This window comes from Acinetobacter sp. PFS20 (genome assembly GCF_052261015.1).
Classification (GTDB): domain Bacteria; phylum Pseudomonadota; class Gammaproteobacteria; order Pseudomonadales; family Moraxellaceae; genus Acinetobacter.
On record NZ_JBPVZE010000001.1, the window covers coordinates 2827192 to 2853548 of the forward strand.

The 26357-nt window shown below is 35.8% G+C and carries 25 protein-coding genes; 16 read left to right on the plus strand and 9 right to left on the minus strand.

The window, feature by feature from the left end:
* Window positions 1-88: 88 nt before the first annotated feature.
* Window positions 89-490 (plus strand): transcriptional repressor, encoded by a 402-nt coding sequence (locus ACS125_RS13335; RefSeq protein WP_004792413.1) that lies wholly within the window; start codon window positions 89-91, stop codon window positions 488-490.
* 53 nt (window positions 491-543) lie between these two features.
* Here the strand turns inward: ACS125_RS13335 and ACS125_RS13340 are convergent, their stop codons facing one another.
* Window positions 544-2325, minus strand: coding sequence for a bifunctional metallophosphatase/5'-nucleotidase (locus ACS125_RS13340; protein WP_443272618.1), 1782 nt, complete (start codon window positions 2323-2325; stop codon window positions 544-546).
* Between the two features lie 248 nt (window positions 2326-2573).
* Between ACS125_RS13340 and pqqA the strand changes: the two genes are divergently transcribed.
* From pqqA to ACS125_RS13385, 9 genes are all read left to right on the plus strand, one after another.
* Complete coding sequence (gene pqqA / locus ACS125_RS13345; protein WP_001982218.1) at window positions 2574-2648, plus strand: pyrroloquinoline quinone precursor peptide PqqA; 75 nt, start codon at window positions 2574-2576, stop codon at window positions 2646-2648.
* Window positions 2649-2724: 76 nt separating this feature from the next.
* Complete coding sequence (gene pqqB, locus ACS125_RS13350) at window positions 2725-3636, plus strand: pyrroloquinoline quinone biosynthesis protein PqqB (protein WP_296524480.1); 912 nt, start codon at window positions 2725-2727, stop codon at window positions 3634-3636.
* 8 nt (window positions 3637-3644) lie between these two features.
* Window positions 3645-4403, plus strand: coding sequence for a pyrroloquinoline-quinone synthase PqqC (gene pqqC / locus ACS125_RS13355; RefSeq protein WP_443272621.1), 759 nt, complete (start codon window positions 3645-3647; stop codon window positions 4401-4403).
* On the plus strand, window positions 4400-4684 hold the full coding sequence (gene pqqD / locus ACS125_RS13360; RefSeq protein WP_004792407.1) for a pyrroloquinoline quinone biosynthesis peptide chaperone PqqD: 285 nt from the start codon (window positions 4400-4402) through the stop codon (window positions 4682-4684). The genes pqqC and pqqD overlap by 4 nt, the downstream gene beginning before the upstream one ends.
* Window positions 4681-5835, plus strand: coding sequence for a pyrroloquinoline quinone biosynthesis protein PqqE (gene pqqE, locus ACS125_RS13365; protein WP_443272623.1), 1155 nt, complete (start codon window positions 4681-4683; stop codon window positions 5833-5835). The genes pqqD and pqqE overlap by 4 nt, the downstream gene beginning before the upstream one ends.
* 18 nt (window positions 5836-5853) lie before the next feature.
* Complete coding sequence (locus ACS125_RS13370; protein ID WP_443272625.1) at window positions 5854-6906, plus strand: dipeptidase; 1053 nt, start codon at window positions 5854-5856, stop codon at window positions 6904-6906.
* Between the two features lie 576 nt (window positions 6907-7482).
* Window positions 7483-7659 (plus strand): hypothetical protein, encoded by a 177-nt coding sequence (locus ACS125_RS13375; protein WP_004792403.1) that lies wholly within the window; start codon window positions 7483-7485, stop codon window positions 7657-7659.
* A 235-nt stretch (window positions 7660-7894) separates the two neighbouring features.
* Window positions 7895-8131 carry a hypothetical protein gene (locus ACS125_RS13380; RefSeq protein ID WP_004792401.1) on the plus strand — a complete coding sequence of 79 codons (237 nt, stop codon included), beginning with the start codon at window positions 7895-7897 and terminating at the stop codon, window positions 8129-8131.
* A 199-nt stretch (window positions 8132-8330) separates the two neighbouring features.
* On the plus strand, window positions 8331-8918 hold the full coding sequence (locus tag ACS125_RS13385) for a uracil-DNA glycosylase family protein (RefSeq protein ID WP_443272628.1): 588 nt from the start codon (window positions 8331-8333) through the stop codon (window positions 8916-8918).
* A 17-nt stretch (window positions 8919-8935) separates the two neighbouring features.
* On the opposite strand, the gene ACS125_RS13390 is transcribed toward ACS125_RS13385, so the two are convergent.
* Complete coding sequence (locus ACS125_RS13390; protein ID WP_443272630.1) at window positions 8936-10525, minus strand: phospholipase D family protein; 1590 nt, start codon at window positions 10523-10525, stop codon at window positions 8936-8938.
* 193 nt (window positions 10526-10718) lie between these two features.
* Between ACS125_RS13390 and ACS125_RS13395 the strand changes: the two genes are divergently transcribed.
* The 3 genes from ACS125_RS13395 (at window position 10719) to ACS125_RS13405 (ending at window position 12938) form a co-directional block, all read left to right on the plus strand.
* Window positions 10719-11153: a GFA family protein gene (locus ACS125_RS13395; RefSeq protein ID WP_296524467.1), complete on the plus strand. Its 435-nt coding sequence runs from the start codon at window positions 10719-10721 to the stop codon at window positions 11151-11153.
* A 193-nt stretch (window positions 11154-11346) separates the two neighbouring features.
* Window positions 11347-11802, plus strand: a complete 456-nt coding sequence (locus tag ACS125_RS13400; RefSeq protein WP_005305214.1) for a hypothetical protein — start codon at window positions 11347-11349, stop codon at window positions 11800-11802.
* An 830-nt stretch (window positions 11803-12632) separates the two neighbouring features.
* Window positions 12633-12938 (plus strand): hypothetical protein, encoded by a 306-nt coding sequence (locus ACS125_RS13405; RefSeq protein ID WP_144730218.1) that lies wholly within the window; start codon window positions 12633-12635, stop codon window positions 12936-12938.
* 38 nt (window positions 12939-12976) lie between these two features.
* On the opposite strand, the gene ACS125_RS13410 is transcribed toward ACS125_RS13405, so the two are convergent.
* Window positions 12977-14134 carry a catalase family protein gene (locus ACS125_RS13410; RefSeq protein ID WP_443272633.1) on the minus strand — a complete coding sequence of 386 codons (1158 nt, stop codon included), beginning with the start codon at window positions 14132-14134 and terminating at the stop codon, window positions 12977-12979.
* Between the two features lie 183 nt (window positions 14135-14317).
* On the opposite strand from ACS125_RS13410, the gene ACS125_RS13415 reads away from it, so the two are divergent.
* Complete coding sequence (locus tag ACS125_RS13415; protein ID WP_216069844.1) at window positions 14318-16189, plus strand: non-contractile tail sheath protein; 1872 nt, start codon at window positions 14318-14320, stop codon at window positions 16187-16189.
* A 229-nt stretch (window positions 16190-16418) separates the two neighbouring features.
* Window positions 16419-17528 (plus strand): S-(hydroxymethyl)glutathione dehydrogenase/class III alcohol dehydrogenase, encoded by a 1110-nt coding sequence (locus tag ACS125_RS13420; RefSeq protein WP_004792384.1) that lies wholly within the window; start codon window positions 16419-16421, stop codon window positions 17526-17528.
* 55 nt (window positions 17529-17583) lie between these two features.
* On the opposite strand, the gene ACS125_RS13425 is transcribed toward ACS125_RS13420, so the two are convergent.
* From ACS125_RS13425 to ACS125_RS13450, 6 genes are all read right to left on the minus strand, one after another.
* On the minus strand, window positions 17584-18558 hold the full coding sequence (locus tag ACS125_RS13425; RefSeq protein WP_004792382.1) for a DUF4882 family protein: 975 nt from the start codon (window positions 18556-18558) through the stop codon (window positions 17584-17586).
* A gap of 112 nt (window positions 18559-18670) precedes the next feature.
* Window positions 18671-19702: a fimbrial protein gene (locus tag ACS125_RS13430; protein WP_443272636.1), complete on the minus strand. Its 1032-nt coding sequence runs from the start codon at window positions 19700-19702 to the stop codon at window positions 18671-18673.
* Window positions 19699-22254, minus strand: a complete 2556-nt coding sequence (locus ACS125_RS13435) for a fimbria/pilus outer membrane usher protein (protein WP_443272638.1) — start codon at window positions 22252-22254, stop codon at window positions 19699-19701. Before ACS125_RS13435 ends, ACS125_RS13430 begins: the two co-directional genes overlap by 4 nt.
* A gap of 58 nt (window positions 22255-22312) precedes the next feature.
* Window positions 22313-23047 carry a fimbrial biogenesis chaperone gene (locus tag ACS125_RS13440; protein ID WP_004792379.1) on the minus strand — a complete coding sequence of 245 codons (735 nt, stop codon included), beginning with the start codon at window positions 23045-23047 and terminating at the stop codon, window positions 22313-22315.
* Between the two features lie 86 nt (window positions 23048-23133).
* Window positions 23134-23667 carry a fimbrial protein gene (locus ACS125_RS13445; RefSeq protein ID WP_000731817.1) on the minus strand — a complete coding sequence of 178 codons (534 nt, stop codon included), beginning with the start codon at window positions 23665-23667 and terminating at the stop codon, window positions 23134-23136.
* A 494-nt stretch (window positions 23668-24161) separates the two neighbouring features.
* Window positions 24162-24452: a hypothetical protein gene (locus ACS125_RS13450; protein ID WP_004792375.1), complete on the minus strand. Its 291-nt coding sequence runs from the start codon at window positions 24450-24452 to the stop codon at window positions 24162-24164.
* 1557 nt (window positions 24453-26009) lie between these two features.
* On the opposite strand from ACS125_RS13450, the gene ACS125_RS13455 reads away from it, so the two are divergent.
* The gene (locus tag ACS125_RS13455; RefSeq protein WP_312823216.1) at window positions 26010-26246 is read left to right on the plus strand and encodes a VF530 family protein; all 237 of its coding nucleotides are present in this window, start codon (window positions 26010-26012) and stop codon (window positions 26244-26246) included.
* Window positions 26247-26357 lie beyond the last annotated feature (111 nt).

A 26357-nucleotide genomic window follows, 5' to 3' on the forward strand; every position in this document is an offset into this window, starting at 1 on the left:
AGCATACAAATATCCATAATTTTCAAGTAAGTATAGACAAAATAATTTTAAAAATTTCTATACTTCTCAACATTAAGGCTAATTAATCATGACGGCAACTTCAAAATCATTATTAAATGGACTACCAATAAAAAAATCGAGAATACAGGTTTTTGAAATTTTAAATCAAAATCCACAAGGCTTAAGCGCGGTAAGTATTTATGCGCAAATTAAAAATGAACATAAAATCACGCTTGGAACAATTTATCGAATCTTGTCTGAATTTGAAAATCGCAAACTCATCAAAAGAGTGTTCTTAGGAAAAAGTAAGAGTATCTATAAGCTTAGAAAAGATAAGATGAGCTGTAACTTGATTTGTCTAAAAACGGCAGAAGCAACCAGTTATGAACATGAAAAAGTAAAAGAGCTACTGCATGAAGTTATAGATGTTATTTTTGCGAATACAGGAACCAATATCAGTAGTATTGAACTTAATCTCTATACAGAATAAAAAGTTTAGATAGAAAAAAGGACAGCCTAAGCTGTCCTTTTTTATTAAATTTACTATTTGATGACTTTAATTCGAGTAGTCGCTGGAATAATTAAAGGTGAATTCTTAGCGACATAGCTTTCAAGGGCATCAATATCTTGACCACCACCTACACGGTTTTGACCTTCTTTTAATACGGTGAAGTTATCACCACCATCTGCCAAGAAACTATTGACTGTTACTCGGTATACTTTACTGTCAACCAATGGTGAACCAGCAACCATGATGTTACTTGCTCTTGGTGAAACAGCCGCATTTGCCGCATATTGATAAGTTAATTCTTTAGACGGCTGTAAAATTCTAGCTGAATTTGTATTTGCACCAGACCATTGCTGTTCAATTACATCTCTAATTTGTTTGCCAGTTAAGCTCAAAGTCACAATAGAGTTACCAAAAGGTTGCACCGCAAAAACATCGCCAAAGGTAATCTGGTTACTGCTATTGATGAGTAAATCGGCACGGACACCACCTGGGTTCATTAAGGTAAAATCAGAGCCTTGGTTACTTGCTTTTAAGGCAGCCGCTTGTTGAGCATCAGCAATCATAATACCGAGCGGACTTTCACCACTTTCAACTTGAGTACGACTTACTACTGCTGTTGCAGTTCCAACCACACGGCTTGAAATGGTGGTCACAGCTTGGCGGTACTTATCTAAAATGGCTTCAATGCTTGGTGTTTTACTAAATTTTTGATAGAGATCGGTAAGGCTTACCGTGGTTGTGCCAGACGTATAGGCTTCGCTTTGTATAGGAACTTGTTTAGCATCCTTCTTAATCACATCACCAGTTTTACCATCAAGTTCAACTTTGATGTCAGTAATGAGTGTGCCATATTGTCCAGCTGAGGTAAGTAAGAATGGTTTTGCCGGGTTTTTGGTTGCATAGTCACAAATATAAGATTGATGCGTGTGACCTGAAACAACAATATCAACTGCTGGATTAAGCTTATCCAAAATTCCTAAAATAGGGCCGCTTAAGCCATCACATGTTTTTTCATTAAACTTCGTACTTGGTGCTGCACCTTCATGTACAACCACTACAATCGCTTCAATTCCTTGTTTTTGTAATTCAGGAATCAAGGCGTTTACCGTATCGGCTTCATCACGAAACTCAACGTCTTTAATGCCGGCAGCAGAAACAATACTTGGCGTTGCTTTAAGGGTTAAACCAATAAATGCGACTGGAATTCCACCATAGGTTTTGACTTTATATGCAGGAAAGATCGTTTTACTGGCATCATTTTTCATTGCTACGTTAGCAGCAAGGAAATCAAATTTTGCACCACTAAAGTTTTTATTTATTTGGCAAGGTGCAGTGCTGGTATATTGCTGACATCCACCGTTCTTTAAACGGCGTAATTCATCTGTACCACGGTCAAATTCATGGTTACCGACAGCATTAAAGTCAATTTGAATATCATTCATGACTTCAATGGTCGGTTCATCTAAAAATAAAGAAGATGTTAGAGGAGAGGCGCTAATTAAGTCGCCCGCCGAAACCACAGCATTATTTGGATTTTCTGCTTTAAGTTTTTTAATTGCATCGGCGAAGTAACTCACCCCACCCACAGGAATACGAACAGATTGAGCAGCATCATTTGGATTAGGTGCTTCGACGTAACGCTTAGGTGGCTCAAGATTTCCGTGAAAGTCATTAAAAGCTAAAATATTTACGGTTTGATTGCTTTTTTGAGCAGGTGGTGCGGTGTCGTTATTATCATCGTCATTACATCCAGCCAATAACGTTACTGCCAGAGAAAGTGTTGTTACTTTAAAAAGTGTTGTTAAATTTTTCATTTTTTTATCATTTGATCAATTAAGACGGATAAAAAGTACGCTTTTAGTATGAATGTTTGATGAAACCTTCAATCAGCAAATAAGTTCGAAATATTAAAATTTGGACAAAAAACACAATTATCGAACAATATCTTGGCTAGGGGTGGTCTACAAACCCAAATTTTTTATTTAGAATAAATTTTTAATGACCTTATAAGATTTAATCAAGTGATTCATTTCACAAGATTAATATGAACCGGAGATAATTTATGCAATGGACTAAACCAGCTTTTACTGATTTACGCATTGGTTTTGAAGTTACTATGTACTTCGAAGCACGTTAATTCAGTTTCATCCAAATATGTCATAAGCCCTAGTCTTGTTCTAGGGCTTATCTCTTTTTAATAAGATATTAATTTTATGTATATTTATGTTTTAGGTTCAGCTGCCGGAGGCGGGTTCCCGCAGTGGAATTGTAATTGCCCGAATTGTCATGGTGTACGCACAGGTTCAATCCAAGCCAAAGCTCGTACTCAATCATCAATTGCTGTATCTGAAAATGGAACAGACTGGGTTTTATTAAACGCATCACCTGATATCCGCCAGCAACTTTTCGAATTTAAAGCAGCACAACCCGCGCGTAAATTGCGTGATACAGGAATAACAAGCGTTATTTTAATGGACAGTCAGCTAGACCATACCACTGGGCTTTTAACCTTACGTGAAGGTTGTCCAATGAATGTATGGTGTACAGAAATGGTCCACCAAGATTTAACAAGCGGCTTTCCAGTATTTAATATGCTCAAACACTGGAATGGCGGTCTTCAATACAATGAGATCAATCCTAAACAAGCCTTTAAAATTGATGGTTTCGAAAATTTAGAATTTTTGCCCTTAATTATTAAAAGTGCTGCGCCACCATATTCACCGCATCGAAATGACCCACATGACGGCGACAATATCGCTTTAATTATCAAAGACCATAAAACACAAAAGCAGCTATTCTATGCACCGGGTCTTGGAAAAATTGATGATCAAATCATGCAGATTATGCAGAGTTCAGACTGCGTCATGATTGATGGTACGCTTTGGACAGACGATGAAATGCAACAAACAGGGGTTGGAACTAAAACTGGCCGTGAAATGGGGCATTTATATATTAGTGGTGAAGGTGGTTCACTGTGTTATTTAAATCAGCTGAGTACACCTAAAAAAGTGCTGATTCATATTAACAATACCAATCCAATTTTAAATGAAAACTCTAGCCAGTTTGCTGAGCTTAAAGCAAATGGTGTAGAAGTTGCCTATGACGGCATGCAGATTGAACTCTAAGGTGAAACATGACTCAAACACCTGAAGCTTTAACGACCGAACAATTCCAACAAGCCATTATCGATAAAGGCCAGTATTATCATATCTATCATCCATTTCACGTGATGATGTATGAAGGTAAAGCCACCCAGCAACAAATTCAGGCTTGGGTTGCAAACCGCTATTACTATCAAATTAATATTCCGCTTAAAGATGCGGCCATTATGGCGAATTGCCCAGATCAGCGAGTCCGTCAAGAATGGATTCAACGCATGATCGATCAAGATGGTGAATATCCAGATGGTGGTGGCCGAGAAGCATGGTTACGCTTAGCTGAAGCTGTAGGCTTGAGTCGCGAGCAAGTGATTTCTGAAGAACTGGTATTACCGGGCGTTCGTTTTGCTGTAGATGCCTATGTGAACTTTGCACGCCGTGCTTCATGGCGGGAAGCAGCAAGCAGTTCTTTAACTGAACTTTTTGCTCCACAAATTCATCAATCAAGACTTGATTCATGGCCGCAGCACTATCCATGGATTGATGATAAAGGCTATGAATATTTCCGTTCTCGTTTAAGTCAGGCACGCCGTGACGTTGAACATGGTTTAACGATTACGCTTGATTCATTTACGACTCATGAACAACAAGAACGAATGCTTGAAATATTGCAGTTTAAACTAGATATTTTATGGAGCATTCTAGATGCTTTAACACTGGCACATGTTCACAATGAAGCGCCATATCACACTGTGACGAGCAAACGAGTTTGGCACAAAGGACTATTTAAATGAATAAAGAACAGTTTGATTTAAACCTTGTGCCGACATGGCGACAAGGTTACCGTTTTCAGTTCGAGCCAGCTCAAAATGGTTTTGTGATTTTGTATCCTGAAGGCATGATCAAGTTAAATGAAAGTGCAGGGGCAATTGGGCAATATATTGATGGGCAGCAAAATGTGTCCGCTATTATTGCCCAGTTAAAGCAAAAATTTGGTGATATTGCTGAGATTGATCAGGATGTAGTGGATTACATGCTAGTCGCAAAGCAGCAACACTGGATCGACCTGGTATGACAGAAGGTGTTGGCCTACCTTTATGGTTATTAGCGGAGTTAACTTATCGTTGTCCGCTACAATGCCCATATTGCTCAAACCCCTTGGACTATGCTCAGCATAAAAATGAGCTGACCACTCAAGAGTGGTTTGATGTTTTTGATCAAGCACGTCAGATGGGTGCTGTTCAACTCGGTTTCTCTGGTGGTGAACCACTGGTACGTCAAGATTTAGAACTACTCGTTGCACATGCTCATCAGCAAGGGTTTTATACCAACTTAATTACCTCAGGCATGGGTCTTACCGAACAACGTATTGCTGATCTAAAACAAGCGGGTTTAGACCACATTCAAGTGAGCTTCCAAGCTAGCGACCCTATGGTGAATGATGCCTTGGCAGGTTCAAAACATGCTTTCGAACAAAAGTATGAAATGTGCCGACTGGTTAAGAAATACGATTACCCAATGGTTCTTAACTTTGTTATTCATCGACATAACATTGACCAGATTGAACAAATCATTGAACTTTGCCTTGAGCTTAATGCAGATACAGTCGAGCTAGCAATTTGTCAGTTTTATGGTTGGGCTTTTTTAAACCGCCAAGGTTTATTACCCACCCAAGAGCAACTGATACGTGCAGAACGGATTACCAATGAATATCGAGAAAAATTAAAAGCGCAAAATCATCCTTGCAAACTCATTTTTGTAGTACCTGATTATTATGAAGAACGACCAAAAGCTTGTATGAATGGTTGGGGTAAAATCTTCTTTACAGTTGCTCCAGATGGTATGGCGCTACCTTGCCACGCAGCACGACAATTGCCAATTTCATTTCCAAACGTCCGCGAACATAAATTGTCAGATATTTGGTACAAATCAACTGGATTTAATCATTTCCGTGGTGATGCATGGATGCCAGAAGGTTGCCGTAGTTGCCCAGATAAAGATCGAGACTTTGGCGGATGTCGGTGTCAGGCCTATATGTTGACTGGAGATGCGGCTAATGCCGATCCTGTATGTGGGAAATCGCCGTATCATCAAATGATTGAACAAGCACGTACAGAAAGTCAGTTGGCTGCACCACTGCAAAACTTAGTATTCCGTAATAGTAGAAACTCTAAATCTTTAAGCGCTACGCAAAATATTCCAGTCCACACAATTACAGACATATAGCAAGTAATAGGAATGCTCATGAAGCCTAGCCATATTCCAGTTTTTGATGGGCATAATGATGCTTTAACACGCTTATGGCTAAGTGATCATCCAGATCCTGTACATACTTTTATTCATGAACGCTTAGCGGGCCATCTTGACCTAAAACGCTGTCAACAAGCTGGTTTTATGGGAGGAATGTTTGCGATTTTTTTACCTCCGTATGGCTATGTCCAACAGCATCATCCCAATAAGTTATTTGATCAAAATGCTTCTGATTTTACCCAACAGCAAGTTGAACAAATTTGCTTGGAACAACTCGATTTAGCTCATCAACTCGCTCAGCGCTCTGAAAATATTAAAATTTGCACATCAGTTCAAAATATTCAGAATTGTTTAGCAGAACAAAAGCTAGCAATTGTATTGCATATGGAAGGTGCAGAGGCTTTACAACATAACCCTGATTTACTCGATGTATTTTATGAAAGAGGCCTGTGTAGTATTGGCCCACTTTGGAATAGACCTAGCCGCTTTGGACATGGTTTAAATGCTAAGTTTCCGCATTCGCCTGACACTGGAGCAGGTCTTACCAGCGATGGCAAAAACTTTATAAAACGCTGTGCTGATAAAAAGATGGTGATTGATGTTTCACACATGAATGAACAAGCTTTTTGGAATACGGTAGAAATATTGCAACAGCCTATTGTAGCAACGCACTCTAATTCACATGCTTTATGTGCTCAAGCACGCAACTTAACTGACTCGCAGCTTAAAGCAATCGGAGAGAGTAAAGGTATGGTGGGCGTAAATTTTGATGTCGCGTTTTTACGATCGGATGGACAACGCAATGCAGATACATCCATCGATGTAATTTTAGAACATTTAGAATATTTAATGGATCATTTGGGCGAAGAACATGTAGGTTTTGGTTCCGACTTTGACGGCGCCCTCATTGGCACTGAGCTTGAAGATGTAACGGGCCTACATCGCTTAATTGAGCGTATGCAACAGCGTGGTTACTCTAAAGTACTGATTGAAAATATATGTATGAATAATTGGATGAGAGTGCTTGATAGAATTTTTGGTCAATAATGAATGACTAAACAGAATTAATCTACAGAATCATAACTGTTTTTTTATTGGCCGAAATGACTAAAAAAAATACAAATAGTTTAATTGTCAACCATTCGGTATATTCACTACACTCAACCTTACTGAATGTAAGAACATTTGGTATTTCAGGTCTTTTGTGGTTTTCACATTACCCATTTCTTCATGAGAAGTAGAAATGGGTTTTTTCTTATCTCAATAAAATAAATGTGACAGTCATCACAATAATCACTAATTATTAGTAAAACTACTCAATCCTATCTTGACTAAAAGTTCAGCATTAAATACATTTGTAGTGTATTCAAAGATAATAAGATTGCTTAAAGCAATTCATAATACTGCTTAATCCTGAAATACAGTAAAAAGCCTATTCAAAATATAGAATAGGCTTTTTGCTTTGTATCAAAATTTATTTTTTAACTATTACACTATTCAATTAACATAAAAATTAAATACCTTACAAAAGCGGAGCAAATGAAAGCCGTTAAATAACAAATTATGTGCTATTAATTAAAGCTGATTTTTCAAAAGTTACTCCGTCAATCGAAGAGGTGCAAAATGTTAAAGTCAATTTTAGTGATAGGAACAGGTATTGCGATTGGGATGTGTGTCTACAAGAAGAAGCAAAAGAACAGTAAGAGTTTTAATACAGATCACGATAGCGACTCAGTGACTAGTAAAGACAGGGTCCAAAACCAAGATGACGGCTCAATTGATAACGCTGTACAAGTTTAAAATTAAATAAAGAAGGGGTTCAGATAATGAACCCTTTAATTTTATTAAAACTCATAATTATTTTAAACAGCTTAATTTAAAGATAATATTTAAATTAAATAATTACTCAACTATTCATTTAATTATTACAAAAGTATGATTAAAACAAAAAAAACACTTTCATTATTAAAATTTACATATTGTATCAGTGGAGTCTTTATTATTAGCGATGCGGATAATAAAAAAGGAGACTAGAATGTCAAAGCGCCATATTTTAAAAGAAGTAAATGCCAAAAGTATGTGTGGTATGGAAATTGTAGTTGAACAAATTTATGAAAATATTTATGAAAAAAACTTTGTCCAAGCTGAACAAGAGCAAAGCTGGTTGCCACTTTCTAAAATTGTGATTTCGGATAAAGTCATTAATTTAGATCCGGATAACAGTTTTGCTCATCCAAGAACAGGTAAGGTTTTTAAAGTCTTGAACTCTTAATAAGCTTGAGTTCACCAGATCACTTAACGTTATAAATTATTGAGGTGATTCCTACAGAGTTGTCACCTCAATGTTTTTCAGTGAGAGCTGATTTTTCCCATTAACGCTTTAATTAAGAGAAATTGCATTTCATGACTCGTGATTAACTAAAAAATAGGTTAATTTGTTTATAAAGTTTTTAAGTAAACACTGATTTTTTATGATAATTGAGATAGAAACACATCCACTAGAACCCTTTTTACCTGAAAATGCGCGTTTACTCATGTTAGGTAGCTTTCCACCACCGCGTAATAAATGGAAGATGGATTTTTACTATCCAAATTTCCAAAATGATATGTGGCGAATTTTTGGTTTAATTTTTTTCCAAGACAAAACTTACTTTTTAAGTGAAAACCAAAAAAAATTTAATGAAGAACGTATCCGAAATTTCTTAATTGAAACAGGTATTGCAATCTTTGACACCGCTTATCAAATTAAGCGGTTGAAAGGGAATGCCGCAGATAAATTTCTTGAAATCGTAACGCCCACCGATCTTGCTGTTTTGCTTCAGCAGATTCCTCTATGTCAGACCATCATGACCACTGGCGATAAAGCGACTGATACCTTAATTTCAATTTTACCCGAGAACACTGAAAAACCCCTTATAGGGACATCTACATCGACTTACTTTGCAGGAAGAGAGATCAATTTATATCGCTTACCATCTTCGTCTCGAGCTTATCCATTGGCGCTAGAGAAAAAAGCTGAGGCTTATCAAAAATTCTTTCAAGAGATTGAGATTTTATAAGTCAAGTTGAAGTCTTCTTACATCATCCACTCAACCGGTAAATATGAAACGGCTTTAATCATTGTACGTTGGAAAAGGCTCGTATCTGGGTCTTTTTCATATTCTACAACTTGTCCATTCGACTGATAATCTAACCAAACAATTTTGCCTTCACTGTTTAACTTAAGCTGATAAGCGACTTGAGGTAAATGCTGATCGAGCATGACCGAAATTTGTGCTTGTAATTGACTTGACTCAATAACAAGACCAACCTCAGTATTTAAGTAAGTCGAACGTGGATCAAAGTTAAATGAACCAATAAATACTTTACCGTCTACATCAAAAAATTTAGCATGTAAACTCGATTTATTTTTACCTTTTGCTGGAATCACACTTCCAGTTACCACTTCATACCATGTTCTACGTCTGCGTTCTAAAAATGGCTTAAACTCAAATAGCTCCACACCGCTTTTAAGCATTTCGACCCGATATTGACTATAAAAAGCATGCACAATTGCCACATCATTTGCAGCAAAAGAATTGGTTAAAACCCTAACTTTAACGCCTTGTACTTTTAACTGTTTTAAATAGTAAGCGCCTTGTTGTGTAGGAACAAAATAAGCCGAAGCCAATTCGATGTGCTGCTTTGGTTCACCCATAATCTTTAGGACTTGTCCATAAAGCATCTCTTCTTTAGAAGCTGTTCCTAAGATTTTTTTTGGTGAATCTGCAACGAAATATGCTTTTGACCATTGAATAGGATAGTGTTCTAAAAGCTCTTTCAAATAACTTTGAGCATCATAAAGTTTATCTTCGGTTTGACTATGATTTTCACTTTCATGAAGTAGATCATGATAATGCTGCCTTAATGATTGTAAGTGATGGACAGCACATGTACCTATGAGCTCGGTAGCATTTTGACTTAGTTCACTTTGCCAAAAGTCATTAAATACTTCTTGAGCATGCTGTACCGTATGCCCATAAAATAAAATATCTAGATCGGTAAATTGGAACTTGCTACTCGCATCAAAGTATTCACTACTAATATTTCTACCACCTGTTACTGCAATCACGCCATCTGCAATAATTAATTTATTATGCATGCGATGGTTTACTTTCTTAAACCGAAAAATATAGTCTAAGATTCTTAAATATCTAAATTTATAAGGATTGAATAATCGAATTTCAAAATTAGGGTGGTGTAGAAGGCTTCTTAGAACGCCATCAAGCTTTACTCCATTTTGATCATCAATGAGTAAGCGGATTTTTACACCACGATCTGCCGCCGTTAACAACTCATGCAGCATCAAATTCCCAATGAAATCATTGGTCCAAATATAATATTGTAAATCTATTTTTTCTTTTGCATTTCTAATCAAATACATACGTGAAGCGATACTAATAAAAGCATCATCTAATGCCACAAAAGCGGTTAATCCTTGTTTCGTTTTCTCTATAGCTTGCTCATCATTTAACCAATTCACTCTATTAATCACTGTATCATTCTCATCAGGGTCGTATGTATCTCTATACGAAGGTGTATTTATGAATCCCCAGGCATTTAATGCCATACTACTGTAGTGCTGATAGAGCTGATTAATCATGTAAGCTTTTAAAGTCGCATCCAAGATAAGCACATCACAGCATTTTTATATTCAATTTATATGTCAAAATTCATATTAAACGGTATAAATGCATTCTGCCAAGCCTCAACTCTAGCAATTCCTTATATTTATAGGCACTTCTAAGAGAGCATATCCATTTAAACATATAAAGTTAAATTTAATCGGCTAATGCTATATTCAATATTATTTTCTAAGGATGCTCGAGATGAGTCATGTGGGTTCTTGTCTATGCAGTGAAGTCAAATTTTCTATCATTAACGAAATCAAGACTGTGTACCATTGCTACTGTAGTCTCTGTCGTAAACAAACCGGAACAGGAGCCAATGCAGCGACTTTAGTGAGTCGAGATAAATTTGAATGGTTGTCAGGTTTCGAGTTTATCCGTACCTATAAAAAAGAAACGGGCTTCACCTCTTCGTTTTGTAGTAAATGTGGATCGCCTGTACCTAATTTGGTAGGAGCTACTCATTTTATGTGGATTCCATTAGGTCTCTTAGATAAAGACATTCAGGTTCTAAAGAAGCTTAATTTTTGTATATTTTCGAAGACAAACTGGGCAAATACCGTAATTGCAGATCAATCTTATAATCAGCTTCCAACTTTAGATGAGCTAAAAATAATTTTTGATTAAAATAAATGCTTAGTAAAAAAAAGAGACTCAGTTTGCATTAACTTTAATTTTTTCGGATGGTTATGCTTGCAAGTTTCACAAAAACACACTAATTACAATTGGCAGCACAACAATTACATTAGAAAACATGATATCTATCATACTTCCTTAAAAGGCTGAGTGAGTAGCCTGATAATAAAAGGGAGAAAATAAAATGCCACAATATTTAATCATTGCTGAGAATGTGTATAAAAAAATTGAGGACAAAAATTTATTTTCTGAAAGCTCAGCAGAGAACTTAAATCAGTTGGTTAGCGTAATCCGCAAAGAAATTAAAGGAACCAAGTTTAAACTTAAATATAATTTTATAGATTTTGAAGAGTGCTTAACCAAGCCATTAGAAGAGTGTGCGATTAAGTTGGATATGAGCCTCATGCCCAACCATAAAAATAAAGATGAATATATACTTTGGCTCGCGGGTTTTATCGAAAGAATTACAACGGGAGGAGAGGCCAAGCTTCCACCAATCTCGAAATTTATTCCTCCAGACTTTAAATTTAACTATGACGAGCCTCCTAAAGTGTCATCATCGACAAGTGATGATGGAGAGATGATTATTAATTATTTCAAATCAGATGCCTTTACTAAAATTATAAAAGAAGAAAAATAAGTTCAAAAAATATAGAAGTGATCGTCCACTACACTTCTATATGTCGCTGTAAATTCAGCAACCGCCTTCTGGGGCGATTTTTTAATTTAGCTCTCCTTATTCTTATAAAATATATTGTTATAACTTTTCACAAAAGTTTGCATAACGCACAGAATCAGCTCCATTGGCCTAAAAACAGATACAACCTTCAATGTTAATTTTTAATTTACTTAATTATCTTTTGGAGATACCAATGTTCAAAGCTATGTTTTTCTTTAGTGCTGGTGCTGTTTTCGGTTATTGCTGTAAACACAAAGAGGATAAAGCTAAAAAGGAAAATTCTTCTAAATAAGCTAAATATATTCTTAAAAAAACTTACTGCCTAGTCAGTTTTTTATAAGGAGGTGTCTATGCTCCACAACCTTAGACAAATTTTCTGTATTCATGTCTGGGAATATGATTTTGATATAACTCACGACGAAATTAAAGAGTGCAGAAAATGTGGGAAAGTTCATAGTGTGAAGAACTTCCGCAAACTTACTTAAGATTTAACGAAGTGCTTTTCTTCTTTAGTAAATATTAAAAATTAAATAGGCTTAATCGTTTAAATATGTTGAGCCTATTTAATATAATTTTCAAAACCGAGTGTTTTAGTCGATATTAATACCTACTAATTTAATCAGAATAAAAAGTCAAAATAAATCACATTTTTAAACAATATGTTGTTATTATCAGCACAACTAATCAATTAAAATTAAAAATACAGAAACAATTTAATAAAAATTAAAAACTTATTTTTATAACTTTGAAATTATACTTATATTTTATAAATAATTAAAAAGGAGATAGAAATGCCAAAATACTTACTATTAGCAGAAAAAATTAATAAAAATATTAAATATAAATACTCTAACAATCATTTTAAAAACTTAAATACTCTCATCATAGAAATCAAAAAAGCCATTGCAGGGACAGAATTAAAATTTTTATATAACTTTGTGAATTTCGAGGGTGCAGTTGTTAGCTTTAAAAATGAACTACCGATTACATTAGATATGAGTTTGATTCCAAAGCATAAAAGTGAAGATGACTTTGTTTTATGGTTAGCAGATTTTATTGATCGTATTACTATAGATACAAGCAAAGGAATTGACTAAAGGTAGTTAGCTTAGACAAACCATCAGGGATAAAATATTTAAGGTTCCTGTCTAGGGGCTGAATTTATGTCATGTCGAACTCTGCTTATATTTTCATAAATGACCTTACGCATTCTGTTTACTGCACCTAATGGCTTATGTTCAGGTAAGGCATGCCACGGCGTAAAAGAAAGATTTTCACAGAACTGGTTTTGTTCAGGTGTATCAAAGTTTTGCTTTGGAATATGGATAGTCGCCACTTGATAAAAGGGAGCCGCTTTCTCATTCCATTCTGTCATTGAATCTTCTACCAACATTTGGCTTGAGGTCCTTGGCTGAATAAGAAATTCCATACAAGCATCTGTACTTTGCAAAGTGTTCTTTAAAGCTTCTCTTAAAAAATCATGGCTAGGGTTTTTAGGTAGATTATTTGGTGTTACCGAACAAGAACGAACTGAATATTTAACTGCTTGTCGATCATTACCTAATCCTAGCTGATAGGGCACCATAGACCAGTACCGTGCATATAAAGGGTTTGCGATTTGCGAATTACGTGCTCCGAGTGCATTCATTGTTCCTTTAAAACCCAAAGCAATCGGAATATGAAGTTTTCTGATCATATTGTGACTATTCACATCATTCATGAAAGAAAGATATCGTTTAGCATCGTTGGCAAAAAAGACAGGGTGATTAATCATAATAAAATCTTGAGTGGTTGCTTGTTTTTCACTTTCTAAAATTTTGTCTCCAGATACACCTAAAAGTTTTATGGCTATGCCACGCGCGTCTTTATTAATGTCCGCATTCGATGCATCATTTGAGGCGTTTGAAAAGCGAATCCATGCTTGATAACTTTGATCTGGGATAAAAACTCCTTTAGCAAACTGAGCAGGTATATTTTTTGAGACATGAAACTCGGCTCGAACACATCCATGTGCTTTAGGATGTGCATCACGCAAAGCATTTCCCGCCGTGTATTGTTCGCGAATTGACTTTTCAATGATTTGAGCTATGTTCTGAGCTAGCACTTCCTCATTAGGCTGTAACTTTTCTCCTAAAAATGGATCGATCTTTGGATATATAATATTTTCCGAAGAAGTCTTTACTGATGTGGTTTTTTGAGAATATAAAGCGTCACTACAACCTGTTAGTGCAAAAACAAGAGGAGTAAATACAAACAACACCCTAAAATGTATAGGCTGCATTAAATTTGACATTGATTATCTCCTCAGTGCAAAAATATTTTAGGATAATATTAAGTTTAATGGTTTATCTATATTTTGAGCTTTATAAAAAATATTAACTGTAAATAATTTAAACGTCATTGTTACTTATCTGAACAATAAAATAAAAATTATTATTTAAGATAAAACCTCTTAATACATTAAGAGAATGTAGACATGATAACTAACTCACAAAATGTACAAAATAATTCTAATTCATCACCACATCCAATCACTCAAAATACACTTATTGATCGGTTTAGTCCTATCTATTGGAGAATAGACGGTCCACAAACGATGTCTTTTGCTATTACGAATTATGGAAATGGTTTTGAAGCATCTTTTAGAGCACGAATGGCAAATGATCTAGTAGGAATTAGTTGGGATTCTTCTGACACTAAAGATCATAAATTTTTAGCGTATCAAACCAAATATAGTTATGCAGGGGTGGTTTGGGACTTCGATATTGAGTTATCTGCCACGATGCCAGTGCTTAACAATCCAAGTTTAACGCCCACTTTAACGGTGTACTATAATGAAAATGGTGTAGATAAAGTTGCCTATGTTGTCTTATTTAATTACGCAAATAATCCTTCATCACGAACGGCACATATTCATATTAACTGGGATACAGTAAAAGCTGGTTTTTCTGCTACAGATAGCTTCCCGGTAACGAACATTCAACGGATTTCATTTTCAGGTTTCACGAGCCATTATAATAGCCAATCAGCCTTACCTTTAAGCCAGCCTGAAGATGGCTACATTCGTCTGACCAATTCAGTCGTAACTGGTACAAATGCAAAGTTAAATTTGAGCCGTGTGGTTGTCCCTCAGCACAATTATGGTATCTGTACCAGCTATGACGACCACTATGATTTAAACCCTCAGCGCTTAGTCAACAATATGGTGACTTTGGGATATAACGGTTTGGTTAACCACTATTGTGGAATGTCGCATTATCCTGAAATGACATGGAAAAGTGATATTAATAAATGGCAAATACCAGATACGTTGGTAACAGGTGAAGCAGTCGTTAACTCATGTACGCGTAAATGGCATGAGAAATATGCTCAAGCTTTACATAGCGCCAGTCTGCAACCCATTTTTGGGGTAAGCTTTGAAATGTATTCCTTGGGGGCCAATGAATATTGGGCTCAACGTGACTGGAACAGTAATTTGGGTAAAACAGGCTACCAACCACCGAGCTATTTTTTTAGTTTAAGTCATCAGAATGCTTTGGCATATTTACGTAAAGTCTTTATTGAATTTGCAGATGCAATGGTAGTAGGGGGATGTGATGTAAACATGCAGATTGGTGAACCTTGGTGGTGGTATAACACTGATACAAATCTACCTTGTGTATATGACTATCCAACAAAACTAGCCTTTAATGCAGATACAGGTCTATATGCACCAGATTTGGGTACAATTTATGAAGCAATGAATAAAACAGGAACGCCATATGATGAGTTTAAAACATGGCTCAGAAATAAATTAGGTCAAACCTGTCAAGACATTCGCACCGTTATCAAAGCGAAATACTCCGCTGCTAAAGTTAGCCCACTTATTTTCTTTCCTTCTATTCAATCTCCGATTCAGACTTTAGCCACTTATATTAACTATCCAAGCCAACATTATTCATATCCTAATTTTGATTACATGATGACAGAAGCTTATGACTGGCTATTGGAAGCTCGTTTAGACTTGGCACATCAGGCAGTTTCACAAATACCAATACAAGGACTAGGCTATCCTGCCAATAAAGTCATCTATCTCTCCGGATTCGTTCCTGATGCATCTATTGCCTATATTTATGGATTTGATAAGACCAAACCTTATCGAACACCTATTTGGCAACGAATTTTTGGTGACATGAAAAACAATGTTTCTTTAGGTTTAATGAAGCAATTTATTTGGGCCTATCCACAAGTTATGTTTGATTCAATTACGATCGATACCACTCAGGCACCCAATGGCTTCTTTGTTGAAAATACGCTGTATTCTCCAATTAGCGATAACACACCATATCCACCAGATATTTACCTCTAAGTAAACATAAGCCATTTATAAGATAAGTAATTTGATATGAAACCTCTTCAAGTAAGAGGTTTTCTTCTTTTTGAAACTGAAGCTTGCTTAGACGTACTTGACTGGCTATGCTGTGATGGATTGTCATGAAAGCCAATTTTAATTTAAGCAAAATTAAGCTCTTGTATTACTGTTACATAATCTATTTTGCTCGACTATAAATACCGAATGATTTAAAGGAAACCCAAAGATGAAATCTCGTGCAGCTGTCGCCTTTGCCCCAGGAAAACCTTTAGAGATTGTTGAAGTTGATGTTGCACCACCTCAAGCGGGTGAAGTTTTAATAAAAATTACCCATACAGGCGTTTGTCATACCGATGCCTTTACATTATCTGGTGATGATCCAGAAGGTGTTTTCCCTGCAATTTTAGGTCATGAAGGTGCAGGTGTGGTGGTTGAAGTGGGTGAGGGCGTAACAAGCGTTCAACCAGGTGATCACGTGATTCCGCTTTATACGGCTGAATGTAAAGAATGCTTATTCTGTAAATCTGGAAAAACAAACTTGTGTGTTGCAGTACGTGCGACTCAAGGTAAAGGTGTAATGCCAGATGGAACTACACGTTTTTCTTATAATGGTGAACCGATTTACCATTACATGGGATGTTCAACCTTTAGTGAATATACAGTAGTTGCAGAAGTATCTTTAGCTAAAATCAATCCTGAAGCGAATCACGAACAAGTTTGTTTACTTGGGTGTGGTGTGACGACTGGTATTGGCGCCGTGCATAACACAGCTAAAGTACAAGAAGGTGATTCGGTTGCCGTATTTGGTTTAGGTGGTATTGGTTTAGCTGTTGTACAAGGTGCGCGTCAAGCGAAAGCAGGACGCATTATTGTCGTAGATACAAACCCAGATAAATTTGAACTTGCTAAACAGTTTGGCGCTACAGATTTCTTAAATCCAAAAGATTATGACCAACCTATTCAGCAAGTGATTGTAGAAATGACAGGCTGGGGTGTAGATCATTCATTTGAATGTATTGGTAACGTTAATGTTATGCGCTCGGCTCTAGAGTGTGCACATCGTGGTTGGGGACAATCCGTTATTATTGGTGTTGCTGGTGCAGGTCAAGAAATTTCGACTCGTCCATTCCAGTTAGTTACAGGGCGTAAATGGTTAGGTACTGCTTTTGGCGGAGTAAAAGGGCGATCACAACTTCCTAAAATGGTCGAAGATGCTATGAAAGGTGAGATTCAACTTGAACCTTTTGTGACTCATACTATGCCTCTACAAGACATTAATACCGCTTTTGATTTAATGCATGAAGGTAAATCAATCCGCACAGTCATTCATTTTTAAAAAAAGAAAAAAGGGCTGTGATTCAGCCCTTTTTTACCACTTATAGTTTTATATCTTAAATGGCATTACCGCACATGTCAGTTGTACCCTGAGGATAGTTAAACTGTAGCGCATTACGGTCAGTAATGAGTTCGTTCGACAACTCTTGTCCAAATAATTGTTCAGCATATATTGATATATCACTTGAAACAAAAAAGCGTATATTCTCAAGTGGAGCAGGCAAAGTAGATTTATACCCCTGATCAACACCATTTATAATAAAGCCAACTTGCTTAGTGTTCTGATTAATATAAATACCTAATCTTTGGTATCCATTTGCATTATTTGTCATGTTTTGACCTTTAGAATATCGACTGTCAGGGCCAGTCTCATCACTAAGTCGGTAAGCTACAGAATAGCTTAATCTAGCAGGATTCTCACCAAAATCTGGATCATAAGTACCCATATCAAACCTAAAATTAGATCTGACTGTATAGCCATTATTTGTTACACCATTAAAACCAATGCCAGAGGAGTAATAAGCAGAATTACCAAGTGATGAGCTCCCAAGAGCTGAGGTTGGGATCTTAAGCTCTATTTCAAATGCAATAATACCTGTGTGAGGTATTATTAAATCACTAATGTCATTAGTAGAATTAAGACTAGCTTTACTTCTAGCTACATACTCTACAGTACCATACTCATTTTCTGGCATAGGCTCTACTTTAAGACTAAATTTTTGGCCAATTATTAATGGGAATATTTTAATTGGCCAATAGTCAATATGTTCATTGTTCCAAAGATCGTAATCTTCTTGAGTCGCATCAAAATTATATTGGCAGACTGGAGCAGAGGAATTAAGGTAGGTAGTTTGAGCCAAAAGCATTTGAGGTGCTAATTTTTCATTCTTTGTAGTTGATGAACTGCTTTTAGATGCTATTTTTTGACTAGTTTCTTTACCCAGTGCTGTATTTGCATTGTCAGAAGATACTTCATACATTGCCCAACATAATGTCACTGCACTAACAGCAATTATGCCTATTTTTTTCATAAATGTTCCTATCGAGTTAAGTAGTAAATTTTTAGAAAGTATTGATAAATTAAAATTTATTATTAATTTTTAAGCATTTGAAATTATTAGGTTTATAAACTATTGAATATGATTAATCATATTCAATAGTTACAGTAGCCATTGCACGTACTTTACCAGCCGTCACATTTGCGGCTGTTTGATAGTAGCGAGCAGTCATTGGTACGTTATATTGAAGTGTCTGGTTAGAAGACAATGTACCTAGGGCTAGTTTATCGCCTTTTTTGATGACTTGATTTTTATTTTGATAGTTCCAGAGTAACTGCACGCCTACGCCGTTTGCTTTCTCAGATGTTGGAGCAGTATTCGCTAAAACCTGATTGTTTGTTCCGTCTTGGGTAAAGTCGTAAGTTAAGCTAATGAGATTTTTCTCTTCGTAACCCGTTGGGTTGATACCACCATTACATAAGATGTTCATATCGAAGGTTTGTTCGCCTTGAGTGGAACCAACACCTTTGAAACCAGCCTTTGTAACTGTAGGCAACTGTACAACTTTATTAATATTACCTTGAATTTCACATGAAGAAGAAGCGATGGTAATTGCATCACCGTTAACTGTACTGGTTAAAAAAGGGCGGTTTATATAACCACTTACATAATATCGACTATATAAACCAGGCACTAATGCACCCGAACCAGTCTGCGCAGCAGTTTTCACAATTTCGACAACAAAATATCCCGAAGCAAGATTATAAGTTGTTCCTGGTGTTAAACTACGGGTATACGGGTAATAACCAGAAAAGTTAGTTGCATTTTCTGCTTCACGGTATAACCGAATACCAATTCCAGGAATATTCGTTGAATAGATATTATTCCCTAGTGGACTTAATGCATAGCCTTGGGTAAGTGCAGCAGTAATAGTATCGCTATAAGAGGTACATGTTGCTATTGAACCATTGTCGGTAATTGGAAAAGTTGCTTTTCTCAAAACCATTCCAACAGGATCACTTGGTCGGATCACAACGCGACCTACGGCCATGGAAATGTCAACCGTGCTAAATGAGCCTCCTTTTTTGTTACTGGCTAAAGTACAGTAAGCATTAGCTTCACCATATACACCAAGACCAGCCGTAAATAAGAAACCTGTTAATAATATTCTTTTCATTTGCAGACAGCCTCAGTCATTACCATGCTTTGTTGCTTATTTTGCAACTGATTACTGATGTTGTACTCAACCGAACAACGTTCATTGCTTTCATCGCCCCATTTCACATAAAGACGATCTTGAGCAAGTGGAGTACGTAAGTAAATCATACTACCTTGTGCAACAATACCAACAGCTTCATCCTTCTGATTAAAGACTTGAGCTGCAAATGGTAAACTGTTGCCATCTACAGTTTTACTATTAATATAAACTGCATAACCCGTTTTAGTTGCAAAGTCTACTTTAGCAATTGCACCAGCAAAAGGTGCAATTCGTTGACTTGTTTCTTCAAGTTCTACTTCGCTTGACATTTCTTGTGGATCAAGCGTAATGTCATTAAGACGGTAAGGAGTTACATAAGGAACTACCGCATAACCGGCCTTATTCACGCTTAAACCAACGGCATTATTAACTTTTGCTCCGGCAGCATCTGGCGCATGCACAAGTACCATTGTTTGACCTTGTTCAGGTCCAAATAAAATACCTTTTGAATGTGCAACTACACTACCAGTTAAGCTAACCATCGCCTGTTGGTAAGAATCAGCCACACTATAAGAACCACCAACAGTTGTATAGTTAGTACGATAACGACCATTTACGTTAAATGATGGATTCGCATAGTCCTGATGTGACATTGAAGCGCCATAACTAAAGCGATCTCCAACCATTCCACTTGCACCAACAGTACGGCTGTCTTCAGAGGCAGTAACGTTGACGTTAACTGAATTCTTTTTGAAATCAATCGGGAACGATAATGTCATTAAATATTCAGTATCGTGCGTTTGATTTGTTGAGCCATATTCAACTTTACGGTTAATTGCAGATAAACCATAAGTTAAACCATGGAAATTATTACTATAACCAAGCTGATATTGTTTAGTACTTTCGCTACGGTTCCAATAGTCAACCCACGAACCCACTACATAGAAGTTACCCCAACCTTCAGGTAAACCTTGGTTCAAGGTAATTTGGAATTCACTACGTTGGCGACCAGCAGAGTAAGTATTAATACCTTTTTCTTCAAAATCGCGAATCTGTAGAGCATCACGTAATTTGTAGAAGTTTTCTGTTGAGTAACGATAAGCTGCTAGTGTTAAGTTTGTGTTGGTTGGGGTAATCAACTTACTATAGCTTAAACGGAAACTTTGACCTGACTGTGATGACTGCTTTTCAAAGTCAGCTTGAGAGTGGGTAACATCTAACGCAACAGCACCAATTGGCGTAGCAAAAGCAGCACCCAACAATACAGCAGCATAGTTTTCAGTTGCTTGTATACCCGTATAACCTGTTAGGTAGTTGTTAATCCCTTGCTGATATTTACCTTGAACAACCCAAGGATCGAGATCAATATCTGGATCGCGGAACTGACCTACAGTTAAAGAATAACGGTTCATACCAGGGCGTAGCATCTGCACAACAGATGCGTAAGGCACAGCAAACTTTTGTATTTCACCATTCGCTTCAATAACAGAAACTTCAATCTCGCCACCAAAACCAGTAGGGTAAAGGTCATTAATTTCAAAGTTACCTGGTGCTACTGTAGTTTGATAGATAAGTTGGCCTTGTTGACGAACTTCAATTTTTGCATTGGTTTTAGCATTACCACGAATACGCGGAGCATAACCAAGCATACTATTTGGTAGCATTCGATCATCACTTGAGAAATCGATACCACGATAACCATATGAGTCAAATACTTCGCCGTTTGTAAAACTATCCCCAAGTGTTAAAACACCACGGTATTTAGGGAATGCTCGCTGTAAGTAAGTACTTGTTTCTTCGTAACTTGATTTAGATTGATTTTCGGCAGGGGTATCTTGCCATTGCCATTGACCATTATGACGTAATTGCCAACCACCTAAATTTAATCCAGCAGTCACGCCCATAAAAGCATTTGACGTTTCGCTTTGATCATTAGACTGAGTAAATGTTTTGTAGGCACTGCCGTTATAAGATAAAAAAGCTGCATTAATCCCACGATCCCATAAACTTGGGTCGACATAGCCTTGCGCATTTTTTTGCAAAGCAACTTGTGGAATCGAGATATCTACACGTAAGCGAGAGTTATCAAACTCATAAAATGCATTTTCAACCCACTCTTCAATTTTATAACAACTATTTTCTTTTTGAAGAGCAGAGCGCTGCGCTAAAATCTCTTGTTTTACACCATATTCAGCAAGAGTATTTCCTGTAAAACAGGTTACAGCATTTTTATTTGATTCTAATGCTTTAAAGAACATACGACGTTTGCCAAACCATTGGCCATTTACATAAACGTCAACATTATATTCGCCTGGTAAAACAGGGTTACCGTATTTAAAACGAGAAATATCAACTTTTTGAGCATCGCCAATTAAAAAAGCAGAATCAAATTCAGCTTCTACTGGAGCACTCGCGACTGTTTCTTCAGCGTGCACGAATACAGGCATTGTCATTGTGACAACACCAGAAGCCAAGTAGTAACAAATATGGCGTTTTAATAATTTATAAGATTCTTGCCTTTTTTTTGGCATAACTAAGTCCGCCTACTCACATAATAGGTGCTTAAATTTATTAAAAAGATAAATCTGATTACTGAAGTTTTATTTGGTGTTCGACTCGACCACCATAGTCATTGACATTCATAAAACTCATATCTTGAAGATTGCCATTCTTAAGCTGAACAGACTCTTCAGAAAAAGGTTTAATCATTAAACCTTGAGGTAATAAATCAACTTTTTTATCACCTGCCTTTTGGTAAACAGAAGTCATCGTGATATGAAAAGGAGTTGGGTTTTTTACCGTTAAGTTTTGACCAGATTTAACCCATTGAAGCTTATCAGCTGCTAAATTCGCATCGTCTTTAATCGAAGCTGGTCGATAAAAGAATTTAATACGTGAGCGAATTGCTAATTGCAGGAAATTATCAGGCGTCGTATTTTCAGTTTTTGAAGTTGGTCTTGGAGGAATATCCAAAACGTTTAACCACAAAACTGTTTCTTGCTTCTGATTTAGCTGAGAAGCTGTTGGCAGAGCAGTAATACGAAGAGTCTGACTTTTTGTAGCCTCAACACGAGAAATAGGAGGAGCAATCATAAAAGGTACTTTTGATTGGTCCGGAGTGCTTTTTGAGTCGCCTTCATCAAGCCATGCTTGGACAAGTGCTGGTTTTGAACCGTTATTACTAACTTGTAGTGTAACTTCACGAGCATCCGAAGGATAAATCACACGAGTGCCATGAATTACAATTTCTGCTTGAGTAGCAGGTGCAACAACTGCTGAAGCAAATGCCAAACCTAACAAAAAATTATAACTGTTCAATTTCATTTCAGAATTCTCAACCAACAAAGATTCGGGAAAGCATCACAAAAAGAGGGCTTCTATGCGAACACAGAAACCCTCTCATCCATCAATTATTGATAGATAATTGTGTATTGAACAGAAGTGTTTACTTTACCAGCAGTAGAAGCGCCAGTTGCATAGTATTCAGCATAGTAGTTAAGGTCTGCGCTACCAGCTGCAGCTACGTCAACCCATTGAGAGTTAGCTTGAGCACCGTTTGCACCAGCAGCAAGAACTGGGATGAAGTTGTTGTTGCTACCTAAAAGTTGAACGTTAACGTTTTTAGCACCAGTAGCGTCTTTGTTAAGTAAACGACCAGTATTAAAGTCAACGTTAGCACCTGGTTCGAAGTAAGTAGCTACTTTACCTTCAGAACAGTTAGCTAATTTAATTTGGAAAGGAGTACGACCAGCAACATCCCCAGCAACAGCTAAAGTTTGCTTAGAAACAGTTGGAAGAGTAACTGTGAAGTCTTTACCAGCTGGAGTAACGATGTCACAAGTTTTGTCTGTAACTAAACCATTAATTGTAATTGTACCATCAGCAGCTTGAGCATTCGCAATCCCTACAACCGAAAGAGCAGCGATCAAAGCAAGTTTTTTCATAGTGTTTTCTCAAAAGTCTGGATAAAAGTTTATTTCCTTACTTTTCCAGTGTTTGACATCTTGAAAAGTAATGCGGCGATATTAACACTTCTTAAACAAAATGCAAACTAGATCACATTATTTTTTAATAATTTTAATTAAATCACATTTTGTGATTTGGAATGCAGGGCTGGTTACTACAGCTTATATAGCTGTTTATAAAAGTTTTTTTGTTTTATGAAAAAGAGGGACTGCCGAAAAAGCAAGTTACATAAGAACACTATGTAAATAAAAAAGAATTGAACAAATTATGTGAAAAAGAAGCTTAAATTCTTACAATACAATTATATAGAATAATTTATGCATATGTATATAGAAAAAATATACAAATAGCCATTTTTTATAAAAAAAGAGCGACTTATCATTTAATTCATCGAAATGTGCGATGAATTCGACAAATCACTCTTAATTCATACTTATTATAGGAATAGCCTCAAAAGCTACGCCTTAGTAAGTTAGTGATAATTGATAACCACCACTTTGCGATTAGAGCCTATACTTTCAATGCTAGTGTCCATTTTCTCAGTATGTTGAGCTAAGTTAGAAAGGCTATTTTTATTTAAATATTCACTATCAAGTTTAACATTTAAATTGTTTACCTCAACACATTCTATCTCGCTATGTTGTGTTGAGCATGTATCTTCAACAATATTTCCTCTTATCATTATTGTGTTATTTGCATAACAAAATAATGGGGAAGTGGAAAGCACCATCAGAATAAGAAGTTTAAAAATATTATTTTTCATTTTATATACCTATTTATAAAATAGTTTATATATATTTGATACAATATTTTTAATTCAAAAACAATCATTAAGTTTAAATCAAGAAAAATTATTAATTTTCATGTGATATAAATCACATTAACTATTTTAAATAATGTAATAGTTAGAATTCTTCAACTATATTAATCCATGTAATTATTTAAAAATAAAATAATTAATTTAACTTATTGATATTTATATGATTTTAAAAATTAAAGATTAATAAACAAACAGAGCGATATAAAAACATCATATGATATATGATTAAATATTTAATAAATATGTAATTTATTATTTTACCTCTAATATTTATATTGCAAAATTACTACAGAGTAATAAGATACCAATTTTATTTAAAATGTGACCAATTTAACTTTATTAGAAATTAATTAAAAATTAATTTCACTTTATTTATTAAAAATTATTACGCACCAAAAATACATTGAAACTCATCACACTTTTTCAATGTATTGAGGCGTAAAATATAGTTTTCTGACTACAATTTAAATATGTACGATTTTTTAAGAATGAACAATATCAATTAGAAATATGAACTAGAGAAAAGCATAGCAGTATTCAGACGCAACATCTTTAAAAATTATTTAAAGAAACACATGTATTTGAGATAAAACCATAATGAATATTCATTTAGCTTTTTAGAGTTAAAGAAGTTTGGTCGTGGACTTAAGCAAATGGTGCTATATGCGTGGGCAGCTAAAATTGATGAAAAGCGTCATCAATTAATTTAGTTTTATAAATATTATCTGAGTAAAGAAATCCCTTGAGGTTATCATTAAGCACGGCAATATTTATCGTAATGGTGTGATGGTAAGGCGTTACACTTAGAAGAAAGTGCTAGGGCTAAAAATTCAATAGCATCAGAGACTTAATAGTAAATTATATAATTGTTCGCATAATGTATATTATGTTAAATAGAAGATTTGGAAACCTACAATAGATAAGGCTCTGGCTACTCTGCATTGTTACTTCGCCGTTTACGCTTCACTACACTGAATTATTAAAAGCTTCTTCAACTGTATCTGCTGCTCAAGCAACTTACTAGCCGTGGCACTCTTAACAACTTAAATTGACTAACCCTATTTCTAATCTTAGCCAGAAAAACACTCTAGGCAGCCTTCTACAAAATGTCATTATTTTTAATTTGCCCTAGCTAGAACGCGTAAGCTACTTACCACCTTTACGGGCTTCATTTTTGGCTATTGGCTACTGCGGTACAGATTTCTTTCTCTAAATCGCCTTTTGAGCATTAAAGTTATTAATTTGCTTAGGCTAAATTTTAATACACAAAGTATTTATATCTTATTGAAATTTATAAATATATTTTAAAAACACCCTTTACAGGCTTAGAAAAACTGATATAGTACGTGCGTACAGCTATTCTTTAGATTTCTATCACATTAGCCAGTTTTGATAATTAATTACAGCCGAATACGCTTTGGGATGTGTTTTCGCAATTCTTCTCATTTTCCAACTAGCTCAGGTTATAATAAGGGACTCTCAAAATATTGTTGATCTATTATGAATGCTTCCAATGACCCTTTACACGGCAAAAAACTTGCTGACATATTGGATGAATTATTGGAATACTACGGTGGATTTGAAGGCTTAAGTCGTAAAATTGAAATTAGATGTTTTTGCATAGATCCAAGTGTTAAATCATCCTTACGATTCTTACGTACCACACCATGGGCACGTGAAAAAGTAGAAAGCTTATATTTGTATGTCTTACGCCAAAAAGCAAAACAGAAATCGTAGCGATCAAAACTCTAACTTCAGCATTTTAATTAGTGGTGGTTTGCCACCACTCTTCTTTAGTAGGAAAATATGTAATAGCTTCCTAACAATTAAGCCCTATAAGTTGAATAT